Below are 16,035 nucleotides of genomic sequence, written 5' to 3'. Positions count from 1 at the left end.
ATAAAAGGGGATTATTAATAAAAAAGGGAGGTATTATATGCGATTTTTACAAAAAAAAATCAGTAATGAGAAACAAAGCAATCAAATTTTTAAAAGGACAGCAGCAGGACTATGCATGGGGATGATGATTTTGGTTGGAACGAGTGTTACGGCTCATGCGGCTGATTACTATATTTCTCCAAATGGCAATGATAGTAATCAGGGAACTACATATGGAACACCATTTAAAAGCATTACAAAGGCTCAAGAGGCAGCCTCAAGTGGAGATACCGTCTATATGCTTGGCGGTACTTATAAGGATTTTACGATAGCAAGCTCAGATAGTAATTATAATTATGTGCATGACATTACAAAAAGTGGAATTACCTATCGCGCGTATTCCTCAAAAAATCCGCCAATTTTTGATTTTTCCAACATTACTACTTCTAAGCGAGTTGCTGCTTTTCGTATTGCAAAAAATGTCACAAATGTCACATTTTTATGCATGAATGTCACGAAAGTTCCTGTTGGCAGCCAAAAACAATCCGAGTGCTTCCGAATTGAGGGAAATGCAACTTTTAATCAGGTAAATTGCTATGCGAATGCAGCAAATGGTTTTTACTTTGTAAATAATGGTACAGGACAATGCATCAAATGTGATTCCTACAATAATATTGGTACAACTAGTACTTCACTTGGAAATACAGATGGTTTTGGCGCACACGGAAATGGTGTTGTGTTTAAGGAATGCCGTGCTTGGTACAACAGTGATGATGGATATGACAGTATAACATCCAAGGGAGCAAATACCTTTGATACCTGCTGGGCATATAATATGACTGCCGGAGGAGATTCAAACGGTTTTAAAATCGGAGGCTACGGAACAGGCACTGTTCCAGGTACGGTTCCGGTTCATACCGTAAAGTATTGTCTGGCAGCGAATAATAATGCACATGGCTTCTATGCCAATCATCAGCCTGGACAGGCAGCTACATGGACTAATAATACGGCATATAATAACAAGCATGGCAATTTTAATATGCTGGAGCGAGTAAGTAGGACTGATTCAACGGATATCTCAGGTACAAGAGAGGTATTGCATTATAATATTGCATTGAAAGGTATCTTGATTGAGTATGCGAACTTACCTCAGGCTAACGTGACCAACAACTCTTGGACAAAGAGTGGTGTTACTGTCACAAACGATGATTTTCAAAGCTTAGATGCAAGCCAGATGACATGGGCTAGAGGTACGAATGGAACATTGCCAACCATTACCTTTATGCACCTTAAAAGTAATAGTGATTTAAAAGGAATGGGTTGCTTTAATTAACGATATGGAGTAGATTATATGAGAATAAAGAAACGTGTGTTGTTTGCTATTCTATTGTTATTGGCAGTCTTTGCAGCTTTTATAGTATATAGCTATAATCACTTATCAAAGGATGTCTTGCCAAAGGAAATAAACCTTGAGATTTCAGATGGAGTCACAATGGAATTTGTTTTAATAGACAGTGGTTGTTTTGCCATGGGATCTTTTGAAGGAGAAGGAGATGCAGACGAGACACCAAGGCATAAAGTTGCCGTGTCAAAGCCCTTTTATCTTGGGAAATATGAGGTGACTCAAAGGCAGTGGGAAGTGATAATGGGTGAAAATCCAAGTGATTGGAAAGGTAACGAATATCCGGTTGATACGGTAAGCTATAACGATTGTATAGTATTTACTGAGAAATTAAGTCAAATTACGGGCAAAGAAATTTCACTTCCTACTGAGTCACAATGGGAATATGCTTGCCGGGCTGATACGATTACAAAATGGTCTTTTGGAAATAAGGAAGAAGATATAACGAAATACGGTTGGATTGACATAAATTCAAAGGGCACCACTCATCCAGTTGGCTTAAAGCAACCTAATAAATGGGGTTTATATGATATGTACGGCAATATTTCTGAGTGGTGTATCGATTGGTATCAGAACCCTTATTCAGCAGAGAATGTGACAGACCCTACAGGACCTTTAGAAGGTGATTCGCGGGTGATTCGGGGTGGAGCATGGGGTGATTTTCCAGAAAATACGCGTTCTGCCTATCGAAACGCAATGGGTGAAGAGATAGAAAATAATGGTACTGGGCTTCGTTGCGCTTTGTATTTGGATTAATTTGTAATTATTTATTTCATGATGTGTATCCGTTTTCTAGCTGTCAAAATACAAAAGTATTAAATTTTATAAATAAGGTTAGAGCAAGTAGTAAAGTGTTTGTGTATTGATACTAGGAATAGAATAATAAAATAATAGATATTCAAGAAAGAGAGTGGTATGATAAATAAGACTGTATGTGTCTGACATAGTGCTCTCTTTTTTTGAATGGGAAAAGAGAGGTTTTTCTATAAAAAATATAGTATTTTAGTGTGAGGAGTTGATTAGATGGAATGGATTGAACGATTAAATGAAGCGATTCATTATATGGAAGAGCATATGTGTGATACCATCGATATGAATGAGGTAGGTAAAATTGCAGGTTGTTCTACTTATCATTTTCAAAGAATGTTTGCGTATATGGCAGATATTTCCTTATCAGAATATATTCGCAAAAGAAAGATGTCTTTAGCAGCGACAGAATTAAAAAATGAGGCGAACAAGGTTATTGATATCGGATTGAAATATGGTTATGAGTCTCCGACTGCATTTACCAGAGCCTTTAAAAGTGTACACGGCATAGCGCCGACACAGGCTCGACTTGATGGTGTTGTTTTAAAAGCATTTCCACCTATTGGCTTTAAGATAACAATAAAAGGAGAAAGTGAAATGAATTATCGAATTGAGAAAAAAGATGCGTTTCGAATTGTCGGAATTTCAATGCCGCTTGAAAAGGAAATTGAGAAAAACTTTGAAATTGTACCAAAAATGTGGGAAAAAGCGGCAACAGACCAAACCATCCCAAAGCTTGCAGGATGGATGGATCAAATTCCAATGGGGCTGTTAGGAGTGAGTGCTTGTAATGAAGAGGAGAATTGGAGATATTATATTGCAGTTGCAAGTCATAAGCCGCTTGAAAGTGATTTTGAAGAATTTATGGTTCCGGCTGCTACATGGGCAGTTTTCGCAGGGGAGGGCACCAGCCAATCCTTACAAGAATTAGAGAAGCGGATTGTAACTGAATGGCTTCCGACCTCCGGTTATGAATATGGGAATGCTCCTGATATAGAAGTATATTTAAATCCCGATCCTCAAAATGCCAAATATGAGGTATGGATTCCGGTAGAGAAGAAAGAGAATGTATAAAAATTAAATGTTGTAATACATAAATTTAGTATAAGAGACAAGGTTGTGTAAAGAACACAATCTTGTTTTTTTTCATAGGAAAGAGTTTGTTGTTAACGTATAGATTCCTCTATGAAATAAAAACACAATACGCACGAATGCATGTGGAAAATGTCACTGCGTGACAGCATTGGGCGCGGCAAAGTGTATGTACTTTGTTCTTTAATCATCAAATTGTTGCAAAATAAACAGTAAAAATGTACCAAATATACAAAAATAAATTAAAGATTGAGAATTTAGCAAAAATGCAATATGATTATAAATGTAGAATAAACAGGTTTGCCATCACTGCGAACAAAATAAAAATTGTCGTAAGCATAAGGCATTTACTCATTAATTACAGATCATCAATAAGAGCCAAATAAAGAAAAAACATAAGAGCTACAATTAGGTCTGTAATAATGGTAACAAAAACGGAGGGGAAATGATGAAAAGAACAAAATTATCAAGGGGATTATCTCGTATTTTTGCAGCAGGCTTAATTGTTACATTTCTGTTTACACCTGACTATATGGTACAGGCAGAAAATTATTCTGATGCAGCTCCCTATTTGACACCAACTGAGGCAAATGGTGAAAGTATTTTATTTGATAATACGCACGGACAGACAGCAGGTGCGGCAGATTGGGTTATAGATGGAGGATTTTCAGACTATGCAGATGACCTTGTAAATCATGGATATTATGTAAAGGAGCTTAGAAAAAATTCAGAAATTACGTATTCTGATTTAAAAAGCTATGATGTCTTTGTGATTCCAGAAGCTAATATTCCTTATAAGAAAACGGAGCAGGAAGCAATCTTACAATATGTTCAAAATGGGGGAAGTGTATTTTTTATCGCGGATCATTATAATGCAGATCGAAACAAAAACAGATGGGATGCATCGGAAGTATTTAATGGCTATCGAAGAGGTGCGTACTTTGACCCGACCAAAGGTATGAGTGCCGAGGAGGCAGCCAGCGAGGCGATGAATGGAGTTAGCAGCAGTGACTGGCTGGCAGAAAACTTTGGAGTACGTTTTCGCTATAATGCGCTGGGAGATATCAATGCAACCAAGATAGTTGATGCCAGCGAGTCATTTGGCATTACTGAAAATGTGGATGCTGTGGCCATGCATGCAGGTTCAACCATTGCAATTATAAACCCGCAAATAGCAAAAGGAATTGTTTATTTGCCGGAAAACTTAAACTCTAATGATAAGTGGTCTTATGCGGTAGACAACGGAGTATACAACGGAGGGGGGATTGAAGAAGGAGCTTATGTTGCAATTGCTAAAATAGGACAGGGAAAAGCTGCATTCTTAGGTGATTCTTCAGCAGTAGAGGATTCTTCTCCCAAATATGTAAGAGAAGAAACAGGTGCGAAGAAAAAAACCTATGATGGTTATTTGGAAGCAGATGATGCTCTGCTTTTAATACAGCTTTCTAATTGGCTGGCTAAGCAGGAGAGCTATAACAGTTTTGTTGATACCCAAATTTCATTGGATACTGCTACTGTATTATATGATTATGAAGCACCAACTGTCTCTACTGAACCACAAAGCGAACCATGGGCAACTCCTTCAAGTGGATACAAATGGTACGATGCTGTGACCTTTAAAGAAGGCGCTTATGGCTGTATCTCAAACAACAGTGGTAATGATAATAGCAATGAAGAGCAAACCTATCAAATTGAAACCCCGGCTGAAATTATTGCAGGGAAAGAATTAACTATGACAATTAATTTTACAGGACTTACAGCAAACACAACCTATAAGGGATATTCATTAGGTGCCTATTTAAGCGGAGGAACACAGATTGCTAGATTTGCAAAATCAAATGGTTCTTATCCGGCTGTAAGCGGTTATAGTGAAGAATTTTCTATTACGACAGATAGTAATGGAAAGGCATCCAAAACAATCGGATTTATCATTGATGCAACTGCGAGTGGTACATTTAGCTTAAGATTAAAGCAGTCAGGTAAAAAATTATTAACCGAATCCTATACACTTACAGTTAAGTAGGTATAATTTAATAGTCTATAAATGATTGATCAATTAATACAAAACATAGAAGGAGTTTAAAAATGAAAAGGATTATTATAGCAATAATAATTGCACTGGTATGTGCAGTAGCATTGGCAGCATGTGGGAATGAGGCAGCGAAAGAGACTTCTTCAAAGACGAATTTCATTGACACCTTAAAGGTATATTTTGTACCCTCCAGAGAGCCGGAGGAGATAGTGACGGCGACCGAGCCATTGAAAGCTTCGCTAAAGGAGGAATTGGAAAAGCAAGGCTATGAGGTAGGAGAGGTTGAGATATTAGTTGGTACCACATTTGAAGCGGTAGGAGAGGCCTTGTCAGCAGGAACAGCAGATATTGGTCTAATACCCGGAGGCACTTATGTACTTTATGATGATGGTGCAGATGTCGCATTAACGGCTACGCGTTTTGGTTTGAATAAAGAATTTAATAATCCCAAAGAATGGAATGATGGGAATGCTACCGAAAATACGAAAGAACAGGCAGTTTCTTATCGCGCATTGTTTATAGCAGGACCATCCGAAAAAGGAAAAGAACTCGCAGCTATCATAAATTCTGGAAAAGAGCTTACCTGGGAGGATTTAAACAGTGCAAATTGGAGCGTTATGTCCTCTTCTTCTTCAGCCGGGTATATTTATCCGGCACTATGGCTGAACGAAAAATATGGAAAAGCAATCACAGATTTATCTAATGTAGTTCAGTCAGACTCCTACGGAAGTGCTTTTGCAAGATTGGCTTCCGGACAGGTGGATGTTATAGTTGCGTATGCAGACGCAAGAATTGATAATGCTGAGAAATGGTCAACAGAATTTGGACGGACGGATTCTATTTGGACTGAAACGAATGTAATCGGAGTCACCGATCCCATTTACAATGATACCGTCTGTGTTAGTAAAACATCGGAAATTATGAGCGATGAGCTAAAAACCGCAATTCAGAAAGCTTTTATAGATATTGCCAATACCGATGAAGGGAAAAAAATTATCTCCATTTACAGCCATCAAGGGTATCAGACAGCAAAGTCCTCTGATTACGATAAAGAAAGAGAAGCACAAAAGCTAATAAAGGAATTAGGTGCAGCAAACTAATATAGCTGCTTAAGCAGGGATAGGTCATTGGCTTATTCCTGCTTTTATGGGCTAGAAGGAGTATATATGATAGAATTTAAACATGTTTCTAAACTATATTCAAATGGTGTAAAGGGTCTTGATGATGTGACACTTCAAATCAAACAAGGTGAATTTGTAGGGATTATTGGCTTATCAGGAGCAGGAAAGTCAACACTGTTAAGGTCAATTAATCGGATGCATGAAATAACTTCAGGAGAATTAATTGTGAATGGCAGTGAGGTTAAAAGCTTAAAAGGAATAGAACTAAGAAAATTCAGACGAAGCATCGGAATGATTTTTCAGTCCTTTCATTTAGTGACCAGAACAACAGTCATAAAAAATGTACTGACAGCTAATGTTCCTAATATGCCATTCTGGCGTGTTTTGCTTGGAGCATTCACCAAGGAAAACAAAATAGCGGCATTGGAAGCCTTAGACAAAGTTGGAATATTGGAAAAAGCTTATATTAGAACGGAACAACTTTCAGGCGGTCAGCAACAAAGAGTGGCATTAGCAAGAACCCTTGCACAAAATCCGAAAATAATTTTGGCCGACGAACCGGTGGCAGCGCTTGATCCTGTTACAGCAAAGCAGGTTATGGATGATTTCAAGAGAATCAATAAGGAAATGAATATAACAATTTTAATCAATATTCATCACGTAGAATTAGCTTTGAATTATGCCAATCGGATTATTGGAATCAGAGCTGGAAAGATACTGTATGACGGACCAGCCAGTGAGGTTGATGAGGATGTGTTAAATAAAATATATGGCAAAGAAATTACTAAGGAGGAACCAAAATGGGAATCTATAATAGAATATTGAAACCAAGGAAGCTTCAATTGTCTAATAAAAAAGTAATAGAGGAGCCAATTTCAAAAACACCCATCATCCTTATAATGCTTTTCATAGCAGCCTGTATATCGGCCAAAATTACTGGATTTAACATACATATACTTTTAAAGAGAGGAGGGAAATTCTTTAACATATTGACTCAAATGTTTCCTCCGAAACTTAGCTATGTCAATAATATATGGAATCCATTGTTTGACACAATTAAGATGTCCCTGCTAGGTTCTATGACCGGAAGTATATTGGCAATTCCGTTTGCCATTCTAGCTTCCAGCAATCTGGTATTTAACCGCTTTTTCATGCTGGTAATCCGCTTTTTACTAAGTTTAGTCAGGACTTTACCGACTTTAGTGACGGCCTTAGTTGCTACTTATATTTTTGGACTGGGTACTATGGCAGGAACAGTTGCTATTTGTATTTTTACCTTTGCATATGTGGGAAAACAGCTATACGAGCAAATCGAGACAGTTGACATGGGAGCATATGAAGCAATGGAAGCAATGGGTGCAAATAAAACGTACGCTTTTCTGGCTGCAATTTTACCTCAGGTACTGCCAGCTTATCTCTCTATCTGCCTTTTCTGCTTTGAGGGAAATGTTAGATATGCTTCAATCCTTGGTTATGTCGGGGCAGGCGGGCTTGGATTGATTATAAACGAAAAAATAGGATGGAGAGAATATGACAGTGTAGGAATGATATTAGTTGTATTATTTATCACTGTTATTATAATTGAAGCACTCAGCCATTATATCAGATTGAGATTAACTTAGTGAGGATGAAGGATGAATCAAAAAATATTAGTAAAATATGAAGAAGAACCAAAACGTTGGATACTACAGTTAAGCATTGCATTTCTTATTGGAATCATGCTTGCATGGTCATCAAGTACAGTCAATTATAAGATAACAGCAAAAGGAGTGGAAATGGCAGGCTGTATTATAACTGGAATATTTCATCCGGACACGAAATTGCTATTTGACCTGTCTGAAAATGGAGTTGCCTATCTGCTGTTGGAGACAATGTGCATCGCATTTTTAGGAACAATCGTCGGAGCAATTTTGTCTGTACCGTTGTCTTTTTTGTCTGCTGCTAATGTAGTCGCCAGACCAGTTGCATTATTGGTTAGAGTTTTCATTATGGCAATACGAACCGTACCAGCCCTTGTTTATGGACTAATGTTTATAAGGGTAACAGGTCCTGGTGCCTTTACAGGTTTATTAACAATGTCTTTGTGCTCTATTGGGATGATATCAAAAATGTATATTGAGTCAATTGAAGATTTAGACATTAAAATATTAGAATCCTTAGATGCAATAGGGTGTACCACGTTGCAGAAAATCCGCTATGGTATTATTCCACAATTGTTTCCGGATTTTATGTCTACCATAATTTATCGCTTTGATATGAATCTTAGGGATGCAACTGTACTTGGCATGGTAGGAGCGGGAGGAATTGGAGCACCACTGATCTATGCTATGAATGCTTATCGTTGGAATGAGGCAGGTGCCATATTAACAGGTTTGATTGTATTAATATTAGTAATTGAAGTGATTTCAACAAAAATACGTGTCAAATTAGCAAGAGGTTAAAAATGAGAAATAGTATAAAAATTTATTATACCTCCGATATTCACGGTTATTTTTTTCCTACCAGTTATGCAGATAAAAAAGTTAAAGAAATGGGGCTCTTTCAATGTGCAAATCAATTTAAAAAGGATGGAAATACACTGATAATAGATGGAGGAGATATGTTACAAGGATCTGCCTTTGCCTACTACTGTCAAAATCAAATCAAATCCAATCAGATTATTGCTCAGATTATGAATTCATGCGGCTACGATTACGTAACCATTGGTAATCATGATTTTAATTATGGACAGGATTATCTAAAAGACTATATTAAAAGCCTAAATGCAAAATGTGTGTGTCAAAATGTCAAAGACCTAAATAATAATTATCTGTATCCTTATGATATCAAAATGATGGAAAATGGGATGAAAGTAGGAATAGTAGGACTTGTAACAGATTATGTTAACATATGGGAAAAAAAGGAAAATTTAGAACACTTGAATATAACAGATACCTTTAAAGAAGCACAGTATTCCTTAGAACAATTGAGAAATCAAGTAGACATTACACTTTGTATCTATCATGGAGGCTTTGAAAGAAATCTTGAAACAGGCGAGTTACTGTCTGAGACTTCAGAAAATATCGCATATCGAATTTGCAAGGAGCTTGACTTTGATCTATTACTGACAGGACATCAACATATGTCCATACATGGACAATACGTACATCACACCTATGTACTACAGCCTAAGGAAAATGGAGTAGAGTATCATGTGGCAGAAATTTCTGTTGAAAATAAAGACGTCAAAATTCAATCCAGAATAGAAAAACCTAAGAGGAAAGAGGAGTTTGATACGAATGCATTCTATTTGATTGAAACAAAAGTACAAAGCTGGCTGGAGAAAAAGGTTGGAGAGCTTACAAAGGCTCTTATGCCGGAAAGTAAGCTTAAGATGGCATCTGAGGGAAATGAGATTGCTTCTTTTATCAATTATATTCAGCTCTACTACTCAAAGGCTCAGATTTCTGTATGCAGTCTGCCAAATGATGTAAAGGGGTTTGACAAAATAGTAACCAGAAGGGATATCATAGCCACTTACCCTTATCCCAATACATTAGTTGTGCTTGAAATGACTGGAGAGGATGTAAAAGCAGCAATCGAGCGGAGTGCAGAGTATTTTCAATTAAATGACAGGGGAGAATTGACGATAGCAAAGCAATTCTTAGAACCAAAGACAGAGCACTATAATTACGATTACTATGCAGGAATTGAGTACCAAATTGACCCAGCCAAAAAGCCAGGTGAGCGTGTCAGCTTATTAAAATATCACCAAAAAAATATCGCTGAGGAGGACATCTTTTTGGTTTGCATCAATAATTACCGAGCAAGCGGAGCAGGAGGTTATTCTATGTATCCAAAATGCAAAAAAGTAAAAGAGATAAATACTGAAATGGTAGAATTAATTTTAAATTTTTTTGAGACGCATCAGAATACTGTTACCAAAATACCTAAAAAGAAAAGAATTGTTACATTGAAATAAATTCCAATATCTTGAATTATTATTTTATATAATGGAATTATTACTACATTCTATATTTAATTTTTCCTGTATTCAGAAAAGAAAAAAAATGCTACTATTTATTTAGCCAATCAGCATATGATTTAGTAAGAATGAAAGTACGAATATCAGGAGGTTAAAAATGCAAAATATATTATCCCTACAGACAAAAGAGTCAGAGAAAGTAAAGAAAAAGAAAAATGTACAAGGAAAGATAATGTTTTTGTACATAGTGCCATTTTTAATCTTGTCCTTTGCATTTTCTTATTTTCCACTACATGGTTGGGCATATGCCTTTTTTGATTACAGACCGCCTCTTAAATTATCACAATGCGATTTTGTAGGTATGCAATGGTTTAAAATGTTATTTTCCAATAAAACGCAGGTAAGTCAGTTGTTAAAGGTTATGATAAATACATTTGCAATGAGTGGCTTAACGCTAGCAACTTCCTTTTTACCTGTGATTTTTGCAATTTTTTTAAGTGAAATAAAATGTAAATGGTTCAAAAATTTTGTACAAACCTTTACAACAGTACCTAACTTTATTAGTTGGGTTATGGTTTATTCAGTTGCCTATAGCTTGTTTACGAATACAGGAATGGTAAATACCATATTAATGAATCTGGGAGTGATTTCAACTCCGCTTAAATTTCTGGACGGTGATTCACATACATGGCTTTCCATGCTTGTATGGTATACCTGGAAAGGGCTTGGCTGGGGGTCTATTATGTATCTGGCGGCAATTGCCGGAGTAGATCAGGAATTATATGATGCAGCCAAGGTAGATGGAGCCAATCGCTTTAAGTTGATGAGGTATATCACCCTGCCGGCATTGATGCCTACCTTTTTTGTTTTGCTTATGCTTGCAGTAGCTAATTTCTTAAATAATGGATTAGACCAATATTATGTTTTTCAAAATTCCTTTAATAAAGCGCATATACAGGTACTTGATTTATATGTATACAATATTGGTATGACGGGTAAAAGTCCATCGCTGGCAACCGCAATTGGTATGCTTAAGAGTATCGTGAGTGTCACTCTTTTATTTATTGTCAATCATGTCTCCAAAAGGGTAAGAGGAGAAACGATTATATAAATAAATTGAGTTCACATCAAGGAAGTATTTGCCTTTGAGGCATTCATGGAGGGATTTATAATGAAACAGATGGTTAAGGCGAAACGAATGAAATTAAATTCATCGGATGTTATTTTTAATATATTAAATTATGGGTTTTTTATGATTTTTACTTTAATTTGTATCTATCCATTTTATTATCTTCTAATCAATACAATTAGTTCCAATCAGTTAAGCGCAAATGGCGTAATTAATTTGATACCAAAGGAAATACATATTCAAAATTATATTAATGTAATTAAGATTAGGGGGCTTGGAACTGCTTTAATGATATCAATAGCAAGAACATTGCTTGGAACTACATTTACTGTATTAGCATCCTCATTTTTAGGATTTATGTTTACCCAACAGAAAATGTGGGGCAGGAAATTTTGGTATCGCTTTATTGTAGTAACGATGTATTTTAATGCAGGCTTGATTCCAATGTTTTTAACTATGAAAAATCTGCATTTAACGAATACGTTTTGGGTATATATTATACCGGCTGTTGTCCAGCCATTTAATATTATATTGGTAAAAACGTATGTGGAATCAATTCCATCATCTCTACAGGAGGCAGCAGAAATTGACGGGGCAGGAATAATAACCGTATTTTTAAGAATTATTCTGCCGACTTGTAAGCCGATTTTAGCGACCATTGCAATCTTTTCTGCAGTTAACCAATGGAATAATTTCTATGATACTTTAATTTATATTACCGACCAGAAATTATATTCATTGCAATATTTATTATATTGTTATATTAATCAGGCAAATTCTCTAAAAGCATTGATTAATAATGCAACAGGTGGAGGAGGTGCAGCTGATATGATGGCATTGGCCACTCAACAGACACCTACATCAATTCGAATGACGGTAACGGTTATTGTGGTTATACCGATTTTATGTATCTATCCCATTTTTCAAAGGTATTTTGTTAAGGGTATTATGATTGGCTCTGTAAAGGGGTAAGAGAAAAGTGCAATAGGTTTCTTGATATAAGGAGCAAAACAAAATAAATAGTATTGTTTATTTATTTTGCTAAAATAAAATTTGGGGGTAAATAGAATGAGAAAGAAATTTCTAAGTGTGCTATTGTGCACAGTGTTAGCAGTTTCAACGCTGGCAGGCTGCAAAAACGATGCAAAAAGTACATCCAATACGACCAAGAGTGATGAAGAAAGCACAAATGAAGCAGGCAGTAATAACACTGAAACCGAAGGTGAAAAAAAGTATCCGGAATTTATCACGGTAGATGTATTTGACGGATTAGCAAATTACCAAGGGATTCAATCAGGGTGGTTTGCTAAAATAGTCAAGGATAAATTCAATATGGAGCTTAATATGATTTCACCAAATGTTTCAGGGGGAGGAGATACTTTATACCAGACTCGTTCTGCAGCAGGAGATCTAGGAGATTTGATTATTTATGGTGCAGACGACGGAAAGCTACAGGATATGGTAACCGCAGGATTATTGACAGATTTATCGGATTTAATCGCTGATAAAGAGTACTTAAAGCAATATCAGTCAGGTATTGATTCATTAAATGATTTAGTGAAGGAGGATGGTGTTTACGCAATTCCTGCCAGTGTTTCAGAACAATCGGCAATTACACCGTCTGAAGGCTTAGACCCTACTTTTGGACCTTATCTTCGCTGGGATGCTTACAAAGCAATCGGCTACACACCTATGAGTACGCTTGAGGATTTACTTCCTGTGTTAAAGGCAATGCAGGAAGCTGTTCCTACCAGCGATTCAGGAAAACAGACATATGGAATTTCTTTATTTAAGGATTGGGATGGAAATATGATGTGTTTGGCAAAGCAGCCAACCTGTTTTTATGGCTTTGATGAGCTTGGCTTTGTGTTGGCAAAGGCAGATGGCTCAGAGTACCAAAGTATTATTGACAGTGATTCAATGTATACAAGAGTTTTAAAATTCTATTATGATGCAAACCAAATGGGAATCGTTGATCCAGAATCTACGACACAAAACTATGATACCCTCTACACAAAATATCAGGATGGTCAGATTTTATATTCACCATGGCCTTGGCTTGGTCAGTCAGCGTATAATACAACAGAGAATAAAGCTGCTGGTAAAGGCTTTATGATTTCATCCTTTGACGATATGAGTATATTTTCTTACGGATGTAAACCAAACGGTGACAGACAGTGCATCGGAATTGGAAGCAAGGCAGAAGATAAGGAAAGACTGGCAGACTTTATTGATTGGTTATATTCACCAGAAGGTATTGAGGATTCAGCAGCTCAAACAGCTAAATCTTGTGGGCCAGAAGGACTTACTTGGGAAATGAAAGACAATGTTGCCTCTTTAACAGAATTTGGCTGGAAAGCTTTCTACGATGGCGGAGAAACACAAGTTCCGGATGAATGGGGAGGCGGTACATGGAAAGATGGTGTATCAGCACTTAATTTCCAGGCAGTATCACCGGCAGATATTGATCCAAAGACAGGATGTGCATACAACTATAATCTGTGGGATTCTGTTATTGAGGCTAACACGACTTTGCTTGATATTGATTGGCAGACACAAATGAATGCGAAAACAACATTAGAATATCTACAGAATAATGATAAACTTATGGTAGCACCTGGTTCTTCCTACATAACTCCCGCTGAGGACTCTGAGATAACCACTTTAAGAGGACAATGCAAGGCAATTATTGTTGAGTACTCATGGAAAATGGTATTTGCTTCCAGTGAAGATGAATTTAACAGCTTATTAAGTGAAATGCAGGATATTGTAAAGGGACTTGGTTATGATCAGGTATTGGCTGTTGATATGCAAAACGCAAAGGATCAAAATGCTGCAAGGATAGAAGCAGCAGCTGAGCAGTAAGTTATTCAATACCCTTTTGAATGAAATAGATACCTCCAATTTGTCACTTTAAAGATGGATTGGAGGTAGAATTTTTGATTAGAGTTTAATTAATAAATATTTGCTTTATTAAACATTTCGTTTTCGAAATTCGGCTGGACTCATTCCTACATATTTTTTGAATTTTTTATGAAAGTAATCTACATTTTTGTAACCGACCAGTTCTGAAATTTCGTATACTTTCATTTGATTTTCAATAAGAAGCTTTTTGGAGTGTTCTATTCTTACATGGTCAATATAAGAATTAAAATTCCCCCCCATTTTTTTATTGAATATTTTTCCTAAATATGAGCTGTTATAGCCAAATAGCGGAGCAATTGTTTCTAGTTTAATATTTTCGTGAAAATTGTGATTAATATAATAAACAATATCATCCAAAATGCTGTCACTCGAGGAATTTCCAATTGCTTTCATTACCATTTCAAACTGTTCTGAAAAAAATTGAATAATTTCATATAAATAATATTTACTATCAATAAAGTTAATTACAGAAGAATTACTTGGAAATGGGATATCCATTGTACTGTAAACATGATCTATTTCCTGTTTTATCTGCAAATAGATATCGGTTAAAAACAGTTTGATATTCGGCACATCAGTTTGAGTCAAATAAAGTGTCTTTTCTAAAGTGACTAAAGTATCAACAATCATATTTCGATTATAGCTTTGAATGTAGTTACACAATTTATTACTATAAAACTTAGCATCCTGAGGATTTATTTCATCTTTTTGCTTCACATCAGGTAATTTTTGATAGCCGATGGCATGTCGGTTTTGTTCGCAGAAAAATCGGCGGTTCATGAGATTTAAGGCATCCTCATAGGAATAATGAATGTCATCTGCTCTTGTTACAATGCGTCCATAAGCAAGAAATATAGAATCAAGGTAAGACCCCTTTTGCGGTATGTTGCGGTAATGACGCAATACATCCAAAAAACGTTCCAGTGCATAGCTGCCCTTTAATACGATAATATCCTTTTCGTGAATCTTAAGATGCTCAAAGAAATGATTTTCTTTATTAGAAATCTTTAATAATTCAGCAAAGCTATAATTTTGACCAAATGAATCACGATTATAATTTTCATAAATGATAACCTGATATTTTGTATCAAGAATGTTAAGCTCCTTTAAATTTAATGACTCAAAATCACTGGAATTAAGAAGAATATCACGCAGGACAGTATGCTTAGCCTTTTCTTTAAATTGACGTATGGAATCGGTATGTATTTGCTCTGCTTTTATTGTTTCTTTAACTGAAGTAATTGCATTGGTTAATTCGTCTTCATCAATTGGCTTCGTCAGGTAATAATCTACTCCATAACGAATTGCAGTCTGGGCATACTTAAAATCCGAAAAACCGCTTAAAATAATAAAATGTCCTTTATAATTACGCTCTCTTGATATGCGCACAATTTCAGTTCCCTCTAATTTGGGCATACGAATATCCAGCAGAACCAAATCGGGCTTAAGTGTTAATATACCGGCTAAGGTATCGTCGCCATTATTTGCTTCGCCACAAAGAGAGAACCCTAATTCTTTCCAGTCAACTATATATTTCAATCCTTCTCTTATGATTGCTTCATCATCTGCTATAAATACATTCAT

General features: G+C 36.1%; 13 protein-coding genes. 12 read left to right on the top strand and 1 reads right to left on the bottom strand.

What is annotated here, in order from left to right:
• Positions 1-37 precede the first annotated feature (37 nt).
• From C8E03_RS13855 to C8E03_RS13800, 12 genes are all read left to right on the top strand, one after another.
• Positions 38-1,312: a right-handed parallel beta-helix repeat-containing protein gene (locus C8E03_RS13855; RefSeq protein WP_242993545.1), complete on the top strand. Its 1,275-nt coding sequence runs from the start codon at positions 38-40 to the stop codon at positions 1,310-1,312.
• Between the two features lie 18 nt (positions 1,313-1,330).
• On the top strand, positions 1,331-2,137 hold the full coding sequence (locus tag C8E03_RS13850; protein ID WP_094378223.1) for a formylglycine-generating enzyme family protein: 807 nt from the start codon (positions 1,331-1,333) through the stop codon (positions 2,135-2,137).
• Between the two features lie 267 nt (positions 2,138-2,404).
• Positions 2,405-3,262: an AraC family transcriptional regulator gene (locus tag C8E03_RS13845; RefSeq protein WP_094378222.1), complete on the top strand. Its 858-nt coding sequence runs from the start codon at positions 2,405-2,407 to the stop codon at positions 3,260-3,262.
• Positions 3,263-3,728: 466 nt separating this feature from the next.
• Positions 3,729-5,303 (top strand): motility-associated ABC transporter substrate-binding family protein, encoded by a 1,575-nt coding sequence (locus C8E03_RS13840; RefSeq protein WP_110291296.1) that lies wholly within the window; start codon positions 3,729-3,731, stop codon positions 5,301-5,303.
• Positions 5,304-5,365: 62 nt separating this feature from the next.
• Positions 5,366-6,412, top strand: coding sequence for a phosphate/phosphite/phosphonate ABC transporter substrate-binding protein (locus C8E03_RS13835; protein WP_110291295.1), 1,047 nt, complete (start codon positions 5,366-5,368; stop codon positions 6,410-6,412).
• Positions 6,413-6,478: 66 nt separating this feature from the next.
• On the top strand, positions 6,479-7,258 hold the full coding sequence (phnC, locus tag C8E03_RS13830) for a phosphonate ABC transporter ATP-binding protein (RefSeq protein ID WP_110291294.1): 780 nt from the start codon (positions 6,479-6,481) through the stop codon (positions 7,256-7,258).
• Entirely contained in the window at positions 7,234-8,055 is an 822-nt protein-coding gene (phnE, locus tag C8E03_RS13825; RefSeq protein WP_094378218.1) for a phosphonate ABC transporter, permease protein PhnE, read from the top strand. Before phnC ends, phnE (C8E03_RS13825) begins: the two co-directional genes overlap by 25 nt.
• A gap of 12 nt (positions 8,056-8,067) precedes the next feature.
• Entirely contained in the window at positions 8,068-8,874 is an 807-nt protein-coding gene (phnE, locus tag C8E03_RS13820) for a phosphonate ABC transporter, permease protein PhnE (RefSeq protein WP_094378217.1), read from the top strand.
• Positions 8,875-8,876: 2 nt separating this feature from the next.
• Positions 8,877-10,394, top strand: a complete 1,518-nt coding sequence (locus tag C8E03_RS13815; RefSeq protein ID WP_110291293.1) for a bifunctional metallophosphatase/5'-nucleotidase — start codon at positions 8,877-8,879, stop codon at positions 10,392-10,394.
• 160 nt (positions 10,395-10,554) lie between these two features.
• The gene (locus C8E03_RS13810; protein ID WP_110291292.1) at positions 10,555-11,508 is read left to right on the top strand and encodes an ABC transporter permease subunit; all 954 of its coding nucleotides are present in this window, start codon (positions 10,555-10,557) and stop codon (positions 11,506-11,508) included.
• A 60-nt stretch (positions 11,509-11,568) separates the two neighbouring features.
• Positions 11,569-12,498 carry a carbohydrate ABC transporter permease gene (locus tag C8E03_RS13805; RefSeq protein ID WP_094378214.1) on the top strand — a complete coding sequence of 310 codons (930 nt, stop codon included), beginning with the start codon at positions 11,569-11,571 and terminating at the stop codon, positions 12,496-12,498.
• A gap of 96 nt (positions 12,499-12,594) precedes the next feature.
• On the top strand, positions 12,595-14,391 hold the full coding sequence (locus tag C8E03_RS13800) for a type 2 periplasmic-binding domain-containing protein (RefSeq protein WP_094378213.1): 1,797 nt from the start codon (positions 12,595-12,597) through the stop codon (positions 14,389-14,391).
• Between the two features lie 108 nt (positions 14,392-14,499).
• Here the strand turns inward: C8E03_RS13800 and C8E03_RS13795 are convergent, their stop codons facing one another.
• A complete protein-coding gene (locus tag C8E03_RS13795; protein ID WP_094378212.1) occupies positions 14,500-16,035 on the bottom strand; it encodes a response regulator transcription factor in 1,536 nt (511 codons plus the stop codon).

Source organism: Lachnotalea glycerini, from assembly GCF_003201285.1.
Lineage (GTDB): Bacteria > Bacillota > Clostridia > Lachnospirales > Lachnospiraceae > Lachnotalea > Lachnotalea glycerini.
This window is presented reverse-complemented; position numbering and strand designations above follow the sequence as displayed.